Below are 16,867 nucleotides of genomic sequence, written 5' to 3' on the forward strand. Positions count from 1 at the left end.
CTAGATGACATAGCCGCCAGCGACCTCGATGTTCTGGGCGTTGATCCAGCGGTTTTCCTCGGACAGCAGGCTGGCGATGACGCCGCCGATCTCTTCGGGTTCGCCGACGCGGCCGAGCGCGGTCTGGCCTGCAAGCAGGGCCTCGAATTCATCATTCAGGCCGCCGCCCAGTTCGGTGCGGATGGCCCCTGGAGCAATGGAGTTCGCCCTGATCCGGCGATCGCCGAACTCCTTGGCCATGTAGCGCGTCAGAACTTCCAGGCCTCCCTTGAACGAGGCGTAGGGAGAGACGCCCGATGTCGCGACACGGCTGGTGGCGCTGGTCAGGTTGACGATATGGCCACCGTCTTCCATCAACGGCAGCAGGGCCTGGGTCAGGAAAAATGGACCCTTGAGATGCACGTTGAACAGACCGTCGAACTGTTCCTCGGTCACGGTCGGGATCGGAGCATAGAGACCGTATCCGGCGTTGTTCACGAGGTAGTCGAACGTTTGACGCCCCCAGACCGATTGAAGCTGCACGCTCACCGCATCCCGGAATTCAACAAATGAGCGGCTGTTGCCGACGTCGAGTTTCAAGACGACGGCTTTGCCACCTTTACCGGTGATCTTGCCAGCAACGTGCTCAGCCTGCCCTGGACTATTGTTGTAGGTGACGATGACGCCCATGCCGCGCTCGGCGCATCTGATGGCGGTGCTCGCGCCGAGGCCGCGGCTGCTCCCGGTAACGATGACGATCTTCATATGCCTCTCCTTCGTGTCTGGTGTGACCCGAAGCTATGCCCGCGCCACATCAGGCGCTCACCCATTCCTCTCTGAAACTTGCCTATTTCTGCTTCACCCTTGCGTAGCCGCGTGCGCGCTGTCAGGGTCGGATGATGGAAAGTCAACTGCAAGAACTACGGGCGCTGGCCTCGAAGGCCGAGAACAAGCGTACAGAGACGGGCATTCCCGGCGTGGCGATGGTCCAGGGCGAAATCCCCGAACACAAGCTAGCCGCCGTCTATGATCCGATGGTCAACCTGATCCTGACGGGGTCGAAGACGATGACGGTCGGCGATCGGACGTTCCACTACGACCCGGCGACCTATTTCGTCATGTCCGTGGATCTGCCGGCTGTTGGCTCAGTCCATCCGGCCGCGACGGGCGAACCCTATCTGGCGATCAGCCTGACGCTCGATCCGACGACCCTCGCGGGATTGATCCGCGATCTCCCGGTAAAAGTGTGCAGCGAATTGTTCGGGTCGGGGTTTTCGATCGCCCCGGTCAATGCCGATTTTCTTGATGCCTGGATCCGCATGCTACGGCTGATGGACCGCCCGGACGAGATCGCGGTGCTTGCTCCTGTCTATGAACGGGAAATCCTGTTCCGGGTGCTTCAGGGCCCGCTTGGATGGATGCTGCGCGACATCGCCTCGCCCGATACGGCGCTCTCCCGAATCAGCTTGGCAATCAATTGGATCCGGCAAAACTTTGCCCAGCAAATCAGGGTCGAGGCGCTGGCCGAGATGGCGGCCCTGAGCGTGTCCGCCTTCCATCGTCACTTCAAGGCGGTGACGGCACTCAGCCCTCTGCAGTATCAAAAGCGCGTCCGCCTTCTCCATGCCCGATCGCTTCTGATCGCCGGACAGGGAAACGCAACATCGATCTCTTTCGGTGTCGGATACGAGAGCCCGAACCAGTTCAGCCGGGAATACGCGCGCCTTTTCGGTCAGCCTCCGTCAAGAGACCTGGCGAAGGCCACGCGCGATCTGCGTGTCGCGTAGCCGACCAGGAGGCCTCCAGAGAGAACCTCATTGGTTCGACCTCTCGCCTAGCCGCCAATCTGTCTTCCACCTGGCACGATCCGGGGGGCAGCCCGAAGGCTGCTGGCTGCAAGGAGCCTTATTCCGCCGGCGACGGTTTCTTTCGAAAGAGTGCGACCAGATTGTCCCACAGCTCGATCTTGGCGCCCTGGCGCTTCATGATCACGCCCTGCTGGAGGATCGAGAGCGTGTTGTTCCAGGCCCAGTAGATGACGAGGCCGGCCGGGAAACCCGCCATCATGAAGGTGAAGATGATCGGCATCCAGGTGAAGATCGCGGCTTGCGTCGGATCCGGCGGCGTCGGGTTCATGCGCATCTGCAGGAACATGGTGACGCCCATGATCAGCGGCCAGACACCAATCATCAGCATATGCGGCAGCGTGACCGGGATCAGGCCGAACAGGTTGAACAGCGACGTCGGATCGGGCGCCGCCAGATCCTGGATCCAGCCGAAGAACGGCGCGTGGCGCATCTCGATGGTGATGTAGAGCACCTTGTAGAGCGAGAAGAAGACCGGAATCTGCAGCGCCACCGGCCAGCAGCCGGCAAGCGGATTGATCTTCTCGGTCTTGTACAGCTCCATCATCGCCTGCTGCTGTTTCATCTTGTCGTCCGCGTATTTCTCGCGGATCTCCAGCATCTTGGGCTGCACCTTCTTCATGTTCGCCATCGACGCGTAGGACTTGTTGGCGAGCGGGAAGAAGATGGCCTTGACGATGACGGTGGTGGCGAGGATCGCCAGGCCGAAATTGCCGAGGAACTTGTAGAGCGTGTCGATCAGCCAGAACATCGGCTTGGTGATGAAGTGGAACCAGCCCCAGTCGATCAGAAGGTCGAACCGCTTGATGTGACGGTCTTCGGCATAGGCGTTGATCTTGGCGACTTCCTTGGCGCCGGCGAAGACCTCGGTCTCAACGGTCGCCGACTGGCCGGCCTCGACATTGATCGGATCGGTCAGGAAGTCGGACTGATAGCGGTGGCGGCCGTCCACGAAATAGCCGAAGCGCGGCTGGAACGGCTGCTTCTCGCTCGGAACCACCGTCACCGCCCAGTATTTGTCGGTGATGCCAAGCCAGCCGTCGGTCGACTTGCCCGGCTTGACTTCCTTGTCCTTCTCGATGGACGCGTATTTGTGTTCCTGCAGGCCTTCCGCTCCGGTGAAGCCGATCAGGCCCTCATGCAGCACGTAGGTGCTGGCGACAGCCGGCTTGTCGTAGCGGGTGACACGGCCGTAATTCGACAGTGAAACCGCGCTGGAACCGGAATTCTGCACCGTGTCCGAGACCGTGAACATGTAGTCGCCGTCGACGGAGAAGGTGCGTTTGAAGGTCAGCCCCTTGTCGTTGGTGTAGGTCAGCGTCACCGGCGTCGACGGGGTCAGCGTCGGGTTGCCTTCGATGCTCCACACCGTGTCCGCACCAGGTACCGTGCCGGTCTTGTCATTGCCGACGAAGCCGATCTCGGCGAAATAGCCGGTTGGCAGTGTCGACGGGTTGAGCAGTTCGATCTCGGGCGAATTCTTGTCGACGGTCTCGGTGTAGTGCTTGAGCTTGAGGTCGTCGAGGCGCGCGCCGGTCAGGTTGATCGAGCCCTCGAGGCTCGGCGTGTCGATCTTGACGCGCGTCGAAGCGGCAAGCGCCTGATCACGGCCGGCCGCGGTGACGGTGTCGCCGCCAGGCGCGTTGGGAATGGCGCCAGGCGCCGGCGCCGGCGTTCCAGCACCCGGGTTGGCGGCCTCTGCCGCTTTCTTCTGCTCCTCGACACGCTGCTGCTCGATCTTGGCGGCCTCGCGCTGCGCTTCGACGCGCGGGTTCATGTAGAAAACCTGCCACAAAGTCAGGATCAGCACCGACAGCGCGATGGTGATGAAGAAGTTCCGGTTGTTTTCCATCGAGAGCCCTTGGCCTATCGTGTTCCGCGAAGTCGGCGGGAGAGTTCGGCCTTCAACTGGCCGAAGGGGGCGCGCAGCGCATCATCGCGCCCGACGATGACATAATCATTGCCGGGCGTCATGTCATCTGCGGCATGGGTGCGGACGGCTTCTCTCAGCCGCCGCCTGACGCGGTTGCGCACAACAGCGTTGCCGACCTTCTTGGTAACGGTGTAGCCGACACGCGGCACGCCGCCATCGCCGCGGTCAAGGACCTCGACGAGGAAAAACCGTCCGCGTCGCTTCTCACCACGACGGACGGCCAGGAATTCCGCGCGTTTCAGAAGCCGCTTGGGATTTTGCCCCACTGGCTTGCCGGTTGCGGGCAACGATCTTGTCTCGCTTAGGCGCTGAGCCGCTTGCGGCCGCGGTTGCGGCGAGCTGCGACGACGCCACGACCACCCTTGGTGGCCATGCGGGCACGGAAACCATGCCGGCGTTTGCGGACGAGTTTGGACGGTTGGTAGGTACGCTTCATTTGTTTTAATACCGCGGGGTGCGGCCCTTCTTGATTCTGTCACTTTGTAACAGGAGCTTTGCCGGGCCTGTTTTGGCGCGATCGAAACCGCGCCGGGACGAATGGCCCGAGCGTGAGCGGGCTTATAGAAAGAAGGGTTTTGGAAGTCAATCCGGCGTCGTCGCGACGTGGACGCAGGCTTCATGACGGTAATTTAATGTTCGGACCGAAGGATGAAATTGGCAAAAAACGCATAATCGCCTAATCTTGGCCGATCAAGTGATTGTGAAGACAGAGTCGCATGAGCGAAGCCAGCCAAGCAGGGGAAGGGATCGGCACGGCGCCAGCCGCCGTCCGCACGGTGCCCTTGTCACGCGGCCTGTCGACAAAACTGCTGCTGTTGACCATCGTTTTCGTGCTTTTGGCTGAAGTGCTCATCTTCCTGCCCTGGATCGCCAGCTATCGGCTGAGCTGGCTCAAGGAGCGGCTGAGCACGGCCGCCGCCGTTTCGATCGTGCTGGTGCAGGGCGAGTCCACCTCATTATCGCGCACGGCCCAGAACGACGTGCTGATGGCGATCGGCGCCAAGGCGATCGCGGTGCGCGACGGCGGCGTCTCGCGGCTTCTGGTGGTGGCGGACATGCCGCCGCAGGTAGACGAGCACATCGACCTCGCCAGCGTCGGCATGATCAAGGGCATGACCGGCGCGCTCGACACGCTGTTCTTCGGCGGCGACCGGATGCTGCGGGTTTTCGGACCGGTCGGCGACAGCGACAAGGAGTTCGAGCTGATCATGCCGGACTACTCCCTGCGCAAGGCGATGCTCATCTATTCGCGCAACGTCGCCTTCGTCTCGCTGCTGATCTCGCTGTTCACCGCCATGCTGGTCTATGCCGCGATCGACCTGATCATGATCGGGCCGATCCGAACCATGACGCGCTCGATGCTGTCCTTCTCCGAGGCCCCCGACGATCCCGGGCGCATCATCCATCCCGCCGCCCGCGCCGACGAGATCGGCGTTGCCGAACGCGAGCTGTCGCAGATGCAGGAGCGGCTGCAAAAGATGCTCTCCGAGCAGAAACACCTTGCCGACCTCGGCCTGGCGGTCTCGAAGATCAACCACGACATGCGCAACATCCTGGCCTCGGCGCAACTGATGTCGGACCGCCTGCGCCAGGTCAGGGATCCGACCGTGCAAGCCTTCGCGCCGAAGCTTTTGCGCGCGCTCGACCGAGCCGTCTCCTATTCGGAAGGCGTGCTTCACTATGGCCGTACGCAGGAGCCGCCGCCTTCGCGCCGCAGGGTGCGGCTGCGCCAGCTGGTCGAGGACGTGCATGGCCTGCTCGACATCGAGGAGGGCATCGAGTTCATCAACGCGGTCGAGGTGGCTTTCGAGGTGGACGCCGATTCCGACCAGTTGTTCCGGGTGCTCACCAATCTGTGCCGCAACTCGGTGCAGGCGATGGCGGCCGACACCGAGAGCGCGGTGGTGCGGCGGCTGGCGGTCTCGGCCGAGCGCATGGGCAGTGTCAGCCGCATCGCCGTCACCGACACCGGGCCCGGCCTGCCGCCGAAGGCGCGCGAAAACCTGTTCGCGGCGTTCCGCGGCTCGGCGCGCAGCGGCGGCACCGGCCTTGGCCTGGCGATCGCGCACGAGCTGATCCGCGCCCATGGCGGCACGGTGGAACTGGTCGAATCGATTGGCGGGCGCACCACTTTCGCGGTCACCATCCCCGACCAACCGGTGCTGCTCGACCAGGCGCGTGGCAGCCTGCGACGTCCGGCTTGACAGTCTCGGTGGTGCTTTCCCGAGGCTCTCGCCTTTCGGGCCTGACGCTTTTGATGGCCTTTCCCGCGACTTTTCCCCGCCCAGCTTGAAATCAGACCGGCTCGTCGGCCGCTTCAAAGCCTCCGGGGCGGGGCTGTCACCGCCAGATGACACACTCACGACAAAACTTTTGCCGGATCGGCTTGCTTTTCCCAAATTCAGTCGCTAGGGAACTGCACACATTCGCGGCCGGTCCTTGGGATCGGATCGCGGGGCCGTTGAAAACATGGCCTGATGCGCGCCCGTAGCTCAGCTGGATAGAGCACCAGACTACGAATCTGGGGGTCAGGAGTTCGAATCTCTTCGGGCGCGCCAACTTTCACTTTGGGGCCGGTGGCGGCTGTTGCGGTTCGTTCGGAACCGGGGCGTCCTTGGACAGCAAGATCGCTTCCGCAGGATGCCGTGTATCTGACAGGTGCTCGATAAAATCCATTTGCTGGTCCGGAGTGCTCTGCTCCGAATCCGGTGTGGAATAGGTCGCGTCGAGAACGGTCTTGGCGACTTTCAGGTCGTCCTGGACGTCAGGATCTTCGTAGATGGCGCGGCGAAATACATCGAACTTGCCGGTTCCGCCCTTGGACAGCTGATATTTTTTCTGCAGGTCCGCCGGCTTTTCGAGTTCCGCCGGTTGCGGGTCATCGGACTGCTGCCCTCCTGAACCCTCGATAAATTGCTGGCACAGTGGCGTCAGGTTTCCCCGACAAATATGGCCTATATCCAGCTCTTCCGCGGTCCATCTTGGCCCGAACGTATAGACCGCGTAGTACATCAGCCGTGCCTTGGCATTTGGTACGCCGGTGGCGAGCAGCGCCTGATAGAACATCCGGTGGGTCGCCTTCCAGGGATAGACGCGATGCGCTCTCTTCCGATCGCAATAGCGGTCATGGATGACCGATGCTGGCACAAAGGTTTTGTCGAAAGGCTTGCCCACGATCCATTGAAGCTCAGGCGGGATGCTTGCTCCGTCGGTCGGGTCTCCGGCATTGGTCTGCCATCCGGTGCCGGTACTATCCACAAAACCGAAATCGAACGTCAAAGCCTTGCTGTTCCCATCTGTGTCGCGAGGAATATCGTGTAGATCGAGCTTTCCGGTGAAGCAGCCTTTCTTGACGGCCGCACACATGGGAAGATCTACATCAATACGTTCCGTATGAGCCACGGTGAGCGACGCCAGTAGTGCGGCCCCGGCAGCGGCCGCCCTCGCAGACCGAGCTATGTTGCGGGTCATCTTTGCTCTCCTTGGCGTTCATTTGTCGTCGGGATTTCCGCTCGTGTCATATGAACAAGAAGGCCGGTCAGCAGGCCCACCACGAGCCACACGGCCAGAACCGCCGCTACGCTCTCCAGCCCGCCCAGATCCAAGCCCAGGACAACAGGTTTGCTGCCAGCTTCGGCGATGTTCCCAAATGCTGCCACGGCCTCATAAGAAGCCCAGGCCATGAACGCATTGAATGCAAGAAAAATGGCAAGAAATACCTGCCCCAGAAAGCTGCGCGCTTTTATCGATCGGATCAGGTTCGTCTTCATTCAGATCGCGCTCTCGAACGCTACGGCGCATCATGACGCCTTGATCGGTGTCTTGCGACAGTCAGTTTCTGCAAAATTTGCGGCCGCGCCGCGCTCACCAAGCGAATATTTCAGCCATACTTATGATGACGGCCCGAGATCGTAGTCACTTGCGGTGTGTTACAATCAATCACTCATCGACTTTGGAGTCGATACGATGACACAAGTATATTTTCGATCGACGGCGCGAAGCAAGGCGTTCGACCTCTTCAGCCATGCCCATGATTTTGGCCGATCAGCCCGACTGCTCACCGTTTTCGCGCAGCCCGGCCAATATCGGACCATCGCCTTGTTGGAATGAGACAGGCACTCGCCGACCGCGCTCTAAAAACCAATTGCGGGATAGAGCCCTTCGATCTAGACTGATTGCATAGTGCAATCAGAAGCGCGCGGATGTGCCGTGCGAGCAAAGGGAGAAGCTGTGGCCAAGCTCGTGTTCGGAATGAACCAGTCCCTGGACGGCTACGTCGACCATATGGGATTTGCGCCACCCCCTACACTCTTCCGCCACTTCATCGAGGAGGCCCGGCAGCAGGCGGGCAGCGTGTACGGTCGCCAAATGTATGAGATCATGCGTTACTGGGACGACGATCATCCTGAATGGGATGCGAATCGACAGGCCTTCGCGGCGGCGTGGCGGAACCAGCCAAAATGGGTCGTTTCGCGCTCGCTGAAGTCGGTCGGCCCGAAGGCCAGGCTGATCGGGGATGATCTCGAAAGTGCGATCCGCGATCTGAAGGCCGGGAGCGAGGGGGAGATCGAGGTTGCTGGTCCGACCTTGGCGCAAAGCCTTACAGAGCTTGGCCTGATCGATGAGTATCGAATCTACCTGCACCCCGTCGTGCTTGGTCACGGCAAGCCATATTTCGCCGGACCCCGGTCGCGGCTCCGCCTCCTGGCTCACGACCGGATTGGCGAGGACGTGATCCGGCTGACCTACGTTCCTGCCTGATCGCGCGATGTGCGCCCGTGCCACTCCGCCCCAGTCATCGGCGCAGAATCTTCCAGAACCACTCGACAAGCGTCTTGAGCAGCTCACCAAGTCGGATCCCGACCTTCGAGATCATCGTCCGGCAGAACCTGCGGCCGGCGGCCGTGACTGGTGTACGGCTCGCCATAGGCCATTTTGAAGGCACCGCCGAGCACGGCGGACATGGCGGCAAGCGATGCCGCGATTCTGAGCGTGGGAAGGCTTGTTCCCTGCAAGCCGGAACGGCGGCTGGTGATCGGGGCGCTCGTGGACATGTCGGTCATGGCGTCCTCCTGCAAGTGAGGATGACGCCGCCTTGCGCCGAGGTCCTTGGCCTCAGCCTGAAAAGCCCTCAATAACCCTGAACAGTCCTGAAGTTCGCCATCAGGACCGTCTTGGATTATACCGTCCTGGGTTATCCTGCCCGCGAGCGACGGGCTTTTGGCAAATGGACGTGGATTTCGGGAACTTCAGCCTGAAACGAACCGAACGGGTGCTGCTGGGGCCCCAGGGGCCGGTGGAGCTTTCGGCGCGGTCCTTCGACATCCTGGCCGTGTTGCTGGAGAGGCCGGACGAAGTGGTCGGCAAGACCGAACTCTTCGATGCGGTCTGGCCCGGCGTGGTGGTGGAGGAGAACACGCTCCAGGTCCACGTTTCAGCGCTCCGAAAACTGCTGCCTGCCGAGATGATCGTTACCGTGCATGGCCGCGGCTATAAATATGCCGGCCCCAAGCCCCTGGCGGTTGCAACGGAAGCTCCGGCGACGTCCAGGCCGTCCATCGCTGTCCTTCCCCTCGACAATATGAGCGGCGACCCGGAGCAGGCCTATTTCAGCGACGGGATAACCGAAGACATCATCGCCGGGCTTGGCAAGTTCAGGGAGTTCCTGGTCATTGCGCGGAACTCCTCCTTCCAGTTCCGCGGCAAGGCCAATGACGTGGCCGAGGTGGCGGAAAAACTTGGCGTCAAATACATCGTCGAAGGCAGCGTGCGAAAGACCGGCAACCGAATCCGGGTGACCGTGCAGTTGATCGACGCGTCCTCGGCGGCCCATATCTGGGGCGAGCACTACGACCGCGAACTCGACGATATTTTCGCCATTCAGGACGACATCACCCAGATGATCGCGGCCCGCCTCGCCCGGCAGGCCAGAACCGCGATCGCGTCGCGCGCCAGGGCCCGGCCGACCAACAATATGTCGGCGTACGAGTTTTACCTGCGGGCGCTGCAACTGGCATCGGTCTATGACACGGTGCTCGAAGCGGAACCGTTTCTGCGCCAGGCGGTAAAGCTTGATCCGCGGTTTGCCGCCGCCCACGCCATGCTGAGCTTTGTGGAGTCCATCAAGTACTACTGGGACTACAACAATCCCGGTCATCTGCATTCCGGACTGGAGATCGCGAGAACCGCATTGGGCCTTGACCCCGACGAGGCCTATGGGCATCTCGCCACCGGCTTCGCTCACCTGTACTTGCGCCAGTTCAGGCAAGCTGAAATCAGCCTTGACCGGGCGATCGCGCTCAATCCGAACGATCCGTTCATTCTCAGTATCCGCGCTATTTTCCTCAATCACACGGACAGGCCGGAGGAAGGGCTTGGTGAAATAAACGAAGCCCAGCGCCGCGACCCATACGCCGTGGGATGGTATGATGACTTTCGCGGCGTCCTGCTGACCACGGCTGGACGATACAGCGAGGCAAAGTCCTGCTACGCGAAAATGGCAGCCGTACCGCCATGGTCGCTCGTTCGCCTTGTCATCTGCCATTCCGAGCTCGGCGAAACCAGGCAAGCGCAAGACGTCCTGGCAAAGGTCAAGGCACATTACCCCGGACTAAGCCTTGACGAGATCGTTGATACGGAAGTGGATTTCTACAGGGATCCCTCCGTGTGCAACCGTTACCGCGCGATCCTGCAGCGCGTTGACAGGGAAGAATAAGCTTCGCAGCCGGGCGAGGCCCACACAAACCGCCAAGCCTACTGATGGAGATTGTATGGTTCCGCTGATACAGCCGACACTGCCCGTCTGCGTGCGGCAGGCACGGCCCTTGGAAACCTGATCATGACCCTTCCCCGCCTCAAACGCGCCTTGATCACCGGCGCCGGAGCCGCCGACGGCATCGGCTTCGCCATTGCCCGCCAGCTTGGTCACACCGGCCATGCCTTGTTCCTCACCGGCGCCAGCGCGCGTGTGCTTGACCGCGCCACCGAACTTCGTGCCGAGGGCATCGATGCCAGGGCCATGGTCGCCGATCTCACCAAGGCCGCCGATGTCGCACGGCTGCGGGCAGATGTCGGCGCCGTCGACATACTGGTCAATAATGCCGGCATGGGCTCGCTGGCATCACCCTCGGCCGACAAGGCGTTTCTCGCCATGACCGAGGCCGATTGGGATCGAGGCATCGACGTCAGCCTGAAGACGGCGTTCCTCGTCACCCATGCGTTCCTGCCGGCGATGATCGAAGCGGGCCATGGGCGCATCGTCAATGTGGCGTCGGTCACCGGGCCGCTGGTGTCTTTCGAAGGTACATCGGCCTATTCGGCCGCCAAGGCCGGCATGGTCGGGCTGACGCGCACGCTGGCGCTCGAAGTGGCCAGGAGCGGCGTGACAGTCAATGCAGTGGCTCCCGGCTGGATCGAAACGGGCGCGTCGAGCGAGATGGAACGGATGGCGGCCTTGCATACGCCGCCGGCGCGGGCGGGCCGGCCGGATGAAGTGGCGGCGGCGGTCGTGTTCCTGGCTTCCGAAGGCGCCAGCTATGTCAACGGCGCTCTTTTGGTGGTCGATGGCGGCAACAGCCTCCAGGAACACAAGGGCTGAAGGTGTGCCTTCGGTGCCCTTGAGCCAAGCAGGGGAACCAAACCGCCCGGCGGCGGTTTTCCCCTCGAAGGGACCGCAGACCTCAAGGGTGCGGAACAATGTACGACCATCTGGAACTGGAACTGGCGAGAGCCAGGCAGCGCGTCAAGCGTGCGGAATTCTTTCTCACGCGAGCAAATGCAATGCTGGACGGGGAGCGTGGCGTCGGCATCAGCCTTGCGCTGTGCTGCCGGATCAGATCCGAGCAAAAACGTGTGGCTGAAGCGCGCTCACGCCTCCGCCAGATCGATCCCACCACACACTGATTGTGCCATGACCATGATGCCCTCTCCCGAAAAGAGTGCCGCATATCGCGCCGCGAAGCTCGCCATGCTGCGAAAGCTGATGGTGAAGCATATCGAGCGCACCGATGCCCAGGCGCGGAGTGTCGAACAGGCGCTGGCGGTGTTGGCTGAAGCGACTGCTCGGGCGCGCGGCCCGCATCGGTAGCATCGCCGCCGCCGCTCCTGGCCATCCCGGAAGGGATGGCGGAAGCTCGCTCTTCGAAGGAAGGGGGGCAACCGTGATCACGCAGAACGTGTCGTTGCAATCCAAGTCGCCCTCAGGACGCCTTGGCCAGAAAACTCTGGTAATCCGACTTGGCCTGCAGCAGGCGCAGCACATTCTCGCGTGATCCCCGCACATGGGCACGGGCCAGGGTACCGGCCCGAGCGGCGTCGCCGGCGCAGATCGCCTCGATGATCTCTGCATGCTCTTCGCGGGCGATCTTCCACTCGTCGAGCCACAGCAATTCGGTCCAGACATAGTGCTGGCACTTGTCGAGGATGCCGCACAGCATGCCGTGCAGCATGGCGTTGCCGCTGATCTGCGCAATGACGCGATGCAGGTCGATGCCGACTTCGAGTTCCTGGAATTTTTCCCTGGTGGTGCGGTCGGGAATGGCGGCGAGCCGTTCGCATTCGGCCAGCATGGCGCGCAGCCGTGCCTTGTCATTCTCGGTCGCGGCGGCGGCCGCCAGTTCGGTCGCATGGCCGTCGAGGAGTTCGCGGATGTCGAAAGCCTCGCGGAACATGTTGATGTCGAACTCGGTGACGACATAGCCTTGGCGCGGCCGGCCTGTGACGAGGCCGTCGCGTTCGAGGCGGTTGAAGGCTTCGCGCACCGGCGTGCGGCTGACATTGAGCCTGGCCGCGATATCGTTCTCGGTGACGCGCGAGCCCGGCGGAATCTGACCGGTCACGATCATCGCCTTGAGCGAGGAATAGACCGAGTCGCGCAGCGTGTTTTTGGTTTCCTTGGCCAAGTCCGTTTCCAGTTCTCCGGTCTTTCCGCCGGAAGTCGACATGATCTCATAGCTGTATTCAAAGTCGGCGCGATTTGCCACGCCCCGGCACCGTGTCCTGCCAGCCCTCCCGGTCAAAGGCTCCTGGCAATGCCGAGCGCTGTTGACATCGCCGATCGCCAAGCTACACTCAAAATTGTATACAAAATAGCATGCGAAATCAAAAATAATGGGAACACCGGTTGGAGAGCCGAAAAATGAACAGGATCAGAAGCGTTAGCGTTGTTGCGGTTGCCGCCCTCATGGCGGCCGGCGCGGCCCCCGCCATGGCGGGAGATACCATCACCGTCGCCTCATGGGGCGGCACCTATCAGGAGGCTCAGACCAAGGCCTTCTTCAATCCGACCGCCGACGCGCTCGGCATCACCATCAAGCAGGACACCACTAACGGCCTCGACGATGTGCGCCTGCAGGTGACCGGCAATGCGGTGAAATGGGATATAACCGAACTCGGCGCCGACGAATGCGCGCGCGGATCGAAGGAAGGCCTGTTCGAGAAGCTCGACTACGGCATCATCGACAAGAGCGGCATCAACCCGAAGCTGGTGCATGACGACTGGGTCGGCATTTCCTACACCTCCGTCGTCCTCATCTACCGGACCGACGTCTTCGGCGACAAAGGCCCCAAGACCTGGGCCGACTTTTGGAACGTGGAGAAATTTCCGGGGCGGCGCGCGCTGAGCGGCAGCCAGTCGACCGAGACGCTGAGCGTCGCCGCACTCGCCTCGGGCCTGCCGATCGACAAGGTTTATCCGGTCGACATCGACAGCGCGCTGAAATCCGTCGACAAGATCCGTGGCCATGTCGATGCCTGGTGGACATCAGGCGCGCAGGCGATGCAGCTGGTCAAGGACGGCGAAGTCGACATGGCGAGCATCTGGAACGGCCGCGCCGGGACGCTGAAGAAGGAAGGGGCGCCGGTCAGCTTCTCCTTCGACCAGGGCGTGCTCACCGCCGACTGCATGGTCATTCCCAAGGGCGCCAAGAACAAGGAAGCCGCCATGAAGGCGCTGGCGATGTTCGTCAGCCCGCAATTGCAGGCCAATCTGCCGCTCTATGTCGACAATGGGCCGGTGAACGAGAAGGCTTTCGAGACCGGCAAGATCCCGCCGGAGCGGATCAAGGACATCAACTCGTCGCCCGAAAACGTCAAGAAGCAGGTGTTGCAGGACGCCGAATTCTGGCGTGACAATCTGGTGGAGGCGACGGAGAAGTTCAACAATCTGATCCAGCAATAGGCCGCGGCCGGGACCCGAACCACGGCAGGGCGGCGCACGCTGAAACGGAGCCCGCCCTGCTTCCGCCCGCCCCCTCACCAGGAGACGATGATCTTGTCCATTGCGCCATCCGCGCTGCCGATCAGCATGCGCCGGATCGAGAAACGATTTGGCAGCGTGTCGGTGCTGCGCGACCTGAACCTCGATGTCGAGGCCGGCGAGTTCCTGACGCTGCTCGGGCCCTCCGGCTCCGGAAAGACGACGCTGCTGATGATCCTAGCCGGTTTCGTCAGGGCCAATGGCGGCTCGATCCGGGTCGGCGACGACGAGATCATCACCACGCCGCCTCACAAGCGCAACATCGGCATGGTGTTCCAGAACTACGCGCTGTTTCCGCATATGAACGTCTTTCACAACATCGCCTTCCCGCTGAAGCAACGCGGCGTGCCGGCCACGGAAACGGCGGAGCGGGTGGAGAAGGCATTGGAGCTGGTGAAGCTCAAGGGCCTGGGCGAGCGCCGGGTCGACCAGCTTTCCGGCGGCCAGCGCCAGCGCGTGGCCCTGGCGCGCGCCATCGTCTTCGAGCCGCGCATCGTGCTGATGGACGAACCGCTGTCGGCGCTCGACAAGGGCCTGCGCGAACACATGCAGATCGAGCTGCGTGCCCTGCACCGGCGGCTTGGCATGACGACGGTCTATGTCACGCACGACCAGCGCGAAGCCATCACCATGTCGGACCGCATCGCGGTGATGAACGCCGGGCGCATCGAGCAGCTCGACAAGCCGGAAACACTCTACGCCGCGCCGAAGACGCAATTCGTAGCCGGCTTCATCGGCGAATCGAATTTCATTCCCGTCGAATGCCGCAACGGGTCAGTCTGGTATGAGGACAGGCGGATCCAGACGGCAGGGGCGCCGCCGGCCACCGGCCGGCACCTGATGGTGGTGCGGCCTGAGAAGCTGCGGCTGGTCACGGCTGCCGAACCGCCGAACGGTATCAACGTGCTCGACGCCACGCTCAGCGACATCATCTACCAGGGCGACAGCTTCGTCTGTTACGCCTCGCTGCGCGACGGCCGCCAGCTGACGCTGCGCGACTATTGCCGCAGCGACGTGCTGTCCAGGCTGCCGGCCCCCGGCCAGCCGGTCAGGCTTGGCCTCGATGCACAGGACACGATCCTGGTGGAGGCCGAGGGATGAACGCGCCATCCGCCCTCCTCGAAGAGGCCACCAGCGCGGGCCGGGACCTCAACGCGCGGGCTCTGCGCGCCGATGCGCGGCGCGAGCAGCTCAGGCTGCTGGCGCTTTTGTCGCCCAGCCTGGTCCTCGTCTTCGCCATCATCATCGTGCCGATCGGCTGGCTGTTCTGGCTGTCTCTGTTCGACGAGGCCGGCGCCTTCAGTGCGTCCAACTATGCGCGCTTCTTCGAGCAGGCCTCCTACATCAAGACCTTCATCACCACCTTCAAGGTGGCCTTCATCGTCACCGGTGCCTGCGTGCTGCTCGGCTATCCCCTGGCCTACATGCTGTCGCAGCTGCCGCGCCGGGCGGCGTCGATCTGCCTGATCTTCGTCATCCTGCCGTTCTGGACATCGGTGCTGGTGCGTACCTATGCCTGGCTGGTGATCCTGCAGCGCAAGGGCCTGATCAACAGCTGGCTGATCGACCTTGGCGTGATCAGCCAGCCGCTGTCGCTCGCCAACAATCTGTCCGGCGTCGTCATCGGCATGACGCATATATTGCTGCCGTTCCTGGTGCTGCCGCTCTACGCCTCGATGAAGACCATCGACACAGATTGCCTGCGCGCCGGCATGAACCTTGGCGCCGGCCCGGCCGCCACTTTCCGGCAGATCTTCTTTCCACTGTCGCTGCCCGGCCTCGCCTCGGGCGTGGTCATCGTCTTCGTGCTCTGCCTCGGCTTCTTCGTCACGCCCGCGCTGATGGGCGGAGGCAAGGTGATCATGTGGGCGATGCGCATGGAGCAGACCACCAGCCTCTATTCCAACTGGGGTGCGGGCGCGGCGCTTGGCGTGGTGCTGCTGCTGGTCACGCTGGCGCTTCTCGGTCTCTTCCAATTGCTGCTCGGCGCGCGCGCCACCGGTGTGTGGAGTTCGCGATGAGCGGGGATGTCGGCCTGCCGATCTCGCACCGGCAACGTCTGTGGCTCTACGCGCTGGGCGGCCTGGTGCTGTTGTTCCTGATCGCGCCGTCGGTCATCATCGTCATCATGTCGTTTTCGGATTCGACGCTGCTGCAGTTCCCGCCGCAGCAATGGTCGCTGCGCTGGTACGAAAGCTATTTCCAGTCGCTGGAATGGCGCGACGCGACCATCGTATCGGTCAAGGTGGCGGTCATGACCGTGCTGGTGGCGACGCCGCTCGGCACCGCGGCTGCCTATGCCATCAACCGGGGCACGCTGCGCTTCAACGGCACCATCAACGGCCTGCTCACCGCATCGCTGATCATTCCGGTCATCCTGATCGGCATCGGCACCTTCTTCCTCTATGCGCGCATCGGCCTCAACAACACGCTGACCGGCCTGGTCATCGCGCACACGGTGCAGGCGCTGCCCCTGGTGGTGCTGACGGTGCTGTCGGGCTTGCGCTCCTACGACATGAACCAGGAGCGGGTGGCGCGCAGCCTGGGTGCCGGGCGCATCGGCGCCTTCTGGCAGGTGACGATGCCGCAGATCCGCTTCTCGATCGTCTCGGGCGCACTGTTCGCCTTCATCACTTCCTTCGACGAAGTGGTGGTTTCGCTGTTCATCTCGGGCGGCGAGACGACGACACTGACACGCCGCATGTTCAACGCGCTGCGCGACCAGATCGATCCGACCATCGCCGCCATCTCGACCTGCCTGATCGTGCTTTCCGTTCTGCTCCTGTCGATGGCGCAGATCTTCGGGCGGCGGCATTGATTTCCATCAGACCAACT

The 16,867-nt window shown here is 62.3% G+C and carries 19 protein-coding genes and 1 tRNA gene; 12 read left to right on the plus strand and 8 right to left on the minus strand.

The features are described from left to right. The gene (locus FJ977_RS09660) at positions 1-744 is read right to left on the minus strand and encodes an SDR family oxidoreductase (protein ID WP_140770782.1); all 744 of its coding nucleotides are present in this window, start codon (positions 742-744) and stop codon (positions 1-3) included. Positions 745-878: 134 nt separating this feature from the next. Here FJ977_RS09660 and FJ977_RS09665 point away from each other — a divergent pair, with 134 nt between their 5' ends. Then, positions 879-1,766 carry an AraC family transcriptional regulator gene (locus tag FJ977_RS09665; RefSeq protein ID WP_140770784.1) on the plus strand — a complete coding sequence of 296 codons (888 nt, stop codon included), beginning with the start codon at positions 879-881 and terminating at the stop codon, positions 1,764-1,766. A gap of 118 nt (positions 1,767-1,884) precedes the next feature. Here the strand turns inward: FJ977_RS09665 and yidC are convergent, their stop codons facing one another. The 3 genes from yidC to rpmH are packed head-to-tail and all read right to left on the minus strand — an operon-like array spanning position 1,885 to position 4,213. Continuing rightward, positions 1,885-3,696, minus strand: coding sequence for a membrane protein insertase YidC (gene yidC, locus FJ977_RS09670; protein ID WP_140770786.1), 1,812 nt, complete (start codon positions 3,694-3,696; stop codon positions 1,885-1,887). 14 nt (positions 3,697-3,710) lie between these two features. Further along, positions 3,711-4,064, minus strand: coding sequence for a ribonuclease P protein component (gene rnpA, locus FJ977_RS09675; protein ID WP_140770787.1), 354 nt, complete (start codon positions 4,062-4,064; stop codon positions 3,711-3,713). A gap of 14 nt (positions 4,065-4,078) precedes the next feature. Continuing rightward, positions 4,079-4,213 (minus strand): 50S ribosomal protein L34, encoded by a 135-nt coding sequence (rpmH, locus tag FJ977_RS09680; protein ID WP_008833937.1) that lies wholly within the window; start codon positions 4,211-4,213, stop codon positions 4,079-4,081. Between the two features lie 280 nt (positions 4,214-4,493). Here rpmH and FJ977_RS09685 point away from each other — a divergent pair, with 280 nt between their 5' ends. Both FJ977_RS09685 and FJ977_RS09690 read left to right on the plus strand, forming a co-directional pair. Then, positions 4,494-5,981, plus strand: a complete 1,488-nt coding sequence (locus tag FJ977_RS09685; RefSeq protein WP_140770789.1) for a HAMP domain-containing sensor histidine kinase — start codon at positions 4,494-4,496, stop codon at positions 5,979-5,981. A 277-nt stretch (positions 5,982-6,258) separates the two neighbouring features. After that, a tRNA-Arg gene (locus FJ977_RS09690) sits at positions 6,259-6,335 on the plus strand. Positions 6,336-6,339: 4 nt separating this feature from the next. Here FJ977_RS09690 and FJ977_RS09695 read toward each other — a convergent pair. Both FJ977_RS09695 and FJ977_RS09700 read right to left on the minus strand, forming a co-directional pair. Continuing rightward, positions 6,340-7,248, minus strand: coding sequence for a DUF1353 domain-containing protein (locus FJ977_RS09695; RefSeq protein ID WP_140770791.1), 909 nt, complete (start codon positions 7,246-7,248; stop codon positions 6,340-6,342). Then, positions 7,245-7,547, minus strand: coding sequence for a hypothetical protein (locus tag FJ977_RS09700; protein ID WP_140770793.1), 303 nt, complete (start codon positions 7,545-7,547; stop codon positions 7,245-7,247). Before FJ977_RS09700 ends, FJ977_RS09695 begins: the two co-directional genes overlap by 4 nt. A gap of 460 nt (positions 7,548-8,007) precedes the next feature. Between FJ977_RS09700 and FJ977_RS09705 the strand changes: the two genes are divergently transcribed. Beyond that, complete coding sequence (locus FJ977_RS09705) at positions 8,008-8,538, plus strand: dihydrofolate reductase family protein (RefSeq protein ID WP_140770795.1); 531 nt, start codon at positions 8,008-8,010, stop codon at positions 8,536-8,538. Positions 8,539-8,621: 83 nt separating this feature from the next. Here FJ977_RS09705 and FJ977_RS09710 read toward each other — a convergent pair whose 3' ends face one another. Beyond that, positions 8,622-8,840, minus strand: coding sequence for a hypothetical protein (locus FJ977_RS09710; RefSeq protein ID WP_140770797.1), 219 nt, complete (start codon positions 8,838-8,840; stop codon positions 8,622-8,624). Between the two features lie 32 nt (positions 8,841-8,872). Here FJ977_RS09710 and FJ977_RS09715 point away from each other — a divergent pair, with 32 nt between their 5' ends. From FJ977_RS09715 to FJ977_RS35755, 4 genes are all read left to right on the plus strand, one after another. Continuing rightward, complete coding sequence (locus FJ977_RS09715) at positions 8,873-10,492, plus strand: winged helix-turn-helix domain-containing protein (protein WP_246682891.1); 1,620 nt, start codon at positions 8,873-8,875, stop codon at positions 10,490-10,492. Between the two features lie 123 nt (positions 10,493-10,615). Next, a complete protein-coding gene (locus FJ977_RS09720) occupies positions 10,616-11,374 on the plus strand; it encodes an SDR family NAD(P)-dependent oxidoreductase (protein ID WP_140770799.1) in 759 nt (252 codons plus the stop codon). Between the two features lie 98 nt (positions 11,375-11,472). Then, positions 11,473-11,679 (plus strand): hypothetical protein, encoded by a 207-nt coding sequence (locus FJ977_RS09725; protein ID WP_140770801.1) that lies wholly within the window; start codon positions 11,473-11,475, stop codon positions 11,677-11,679. A 7-nt stretch (positions 11,680-11,686) separates the two neighbouring features. After that, a complete protein-coding gene (locus tag FJ977_RS35755) occupies positions 11,687-11,863 on the plus strand; it encodes a hypothetical protein (RefSeq protein ID WP_181179725.1) in 177 nt (58 codons plus the stop codon). 112 nt (positions 11,864-11,975) lie between these two features. Here FJ977_RS35755 and FJ977_RS09730 read toward each other — a convergent pair whose 3' ends face one another. Next, on the minus strand, positions 11,976-12,758 hold the full coding sequence (locus tag FJ977_RS09730; protein WP_244735285.1) for a GntR family transcriptional regulator: 783 nt from the start codon (positions 12,756-12,758) through the stop codon (positions 11,976-11,978). A gap of 155 nt (positions 12,759-12,913) precedes the next feature. Here FJ977_RS09730 and FJ977_RS09735 point away from each other — a divergent pair, with 155 nt between their 5' ends. The 4 genes from FJ977_RS09735 to FJ977_RS09750 all read left to right on the plus strand — a co-directional run bounded on the left by FJ977_RS09735 (position 12,914) and on the right by FJ977_RS09750 (position 16,850). Continuing rightward, positions 12,914-13,954: an ABC transporter substrate-binding protein gene (locus FJ977_RS09735; protein WP_140770803.1), complete on the plus strand. Its 1,041-nt coding sequence runs from the start codon at positions 12,914-12,916 to the stop codon at positions 13,952-13,954. Positions 13,955-14,047: 93 nt separating this feature from the next. Then, positions 14,048-15,133 carry an ABC transporter ATP-binding protein gene (locus tag FJ977_RS09740; RefSeq protein WP_140771385.1) on the plus strand — a complete coding sequence of 362 codons (1,086 nt, stop codon included), beginning with the start codon at positions 14,048-14,050 and terminating at the stop codon, positions 15,131-15,133. Then, complete coding sequence (locus FJ977_RS09745) at positions 15,130-16,053, plus strand: ABC transporter permease (protein WP_140770804.1); 924 nt, start codon at positions 15,130-15,132, stop codon at positions 16,051-16,053. Before FJ977_RS09740 ends, FJ977_RS09745 begins: the two co-directional genes overlap by 4 nt. Next, positions 16,050-16,850 carry an ABC transporter permease gene (locus tag FJ977_RS09750; protein ID WP_140770806.1) on the plus strand — a complete coding sequence of 267 codons (801 nt, stop codon included), beginning with the start codon at positions 16,050-16,052 and terminating at the stop codon, positions 16,848-16,850. The genes FJ977_RS09745 and FJ977_RS09750 overlap by 4 nt, the downstream gene beginning before the upstream one ends. The last annotated feature ends 17 nt before the right edge of the window (positions 16,851-16,867 follow it).

Source organism: Mesorhizobium sp. B2-1-3A (genome assembly GCF_006442655.1).
In the GTDB taxonomy this organism is placed as follows: domain Bacteria; phylum Pseudomonadota; class Alphaproteobacteria; order Rhizobiales; family Rhizobiaceae; genus Mesorhizobium.

Excerpts from the sequence above, each read along its gene's own strand:
- FJ977_RS09660 (WP_140770782.1), bottom strand. The coding sequence starts at position 744 with ATGAAGATCGTCATCGTTACCGGGAGCAGCCGCGGCCTCGGCGCGAGC.
- FJ977_RS09665 (WP_140770784.1), top strand. The coding sequence starts at position 879 with ATGGAAAGTCAACTGCAAGAACTACGGGCGCTGGCCTCGAAGGCCGAG.
- yidC (WP_140770786.1), bottom strand. The coding sequence starts at position 3,696 with ATGGAAAACAACCGGAACTTCTTCATCACCATCGCGCTGTCGGTGCTG.
- rpmH (WP_008833937.1), bottom strand. The coding sequence starts at position 4,213 with ATGAAGCGTACCTACCAACCGTCCAAACTCGTCCGCAAACGCCGGCAT.
- FJ977_RS09685 (WP_140770789.1), top strand. The coding sequence starts at position 4,494 with ATGAGCGAAGCCAGCCAAGCAGGGGAAGGGATCGGCACGGCGCCAGCC.
- FJ977_RS09695 (WP_140770791.1), bottom strand. The coding sequence starts at position 7,248 with ATGACCCGCAACATAGCTCGGTCTGCGAGGGCGGCCGCTGCCGGGGCC.
- FJ977_RS09700 (WP_140770793.1), bottom strand. The coding sequence starts at position 7,547 with ATGAAGACGAACCTGATCCGATCGATAAAAGCGCGCAGCTTTCTGGGG.
- FJ977_RS09710 (WP_140770797.1), bottom strand. The coding sequence starts at position 8,840 with ATGACCGACATGTCCACGAGCGCCCCGATCACCAGCCGCCGTTCCGGC.
- FJ977_RS09720 (WP_140770799.1), top strand. The coding sequence starts at position 10,616 with ATGACCCTTCCCCGCCTCAAACGCGCCTTGATCACCGGCGCCGGAGCC.
- FJ977_RS09725 (WP_140770801.1), top strand. The coding sequence starts at position 11,473 with ATGTACGACCATCTGGAACTGGAACTGGCGAGAGCCAGGCAGCGCGTC.
- FJ977_RS35755 (WP_181179725.1), top strand. The coding sequence starts at position 11,687 with ATGACCATGATGCCCTCTCCCGAAAAGAGTGCCGCATATCGCGCCGCG.
- FJ977_RS09735 (WP_140770803.1), top strand. The coding sequence starts at position 12,914 with ATGAACAGGATCAGAAGCGTTAGCGTTGTTGCGGTTGCCGCCCTCATG.
- FJ977_RS09745 (WP_140770804.1), top strand. The coding sequence starts at position 15,130 with ATGAACGCGCCATCCGCCCTCCTCGAAGAGGCCACCAGCGCGGGCCGG.
- FJ977_RS09750 (WP_140770806.1), top strand. The coding sequence starts at position 16,050 with ATGAGCGGGGATGTCGGCCTGCCGATCTCGCACCGGCAACGTCTGTGG.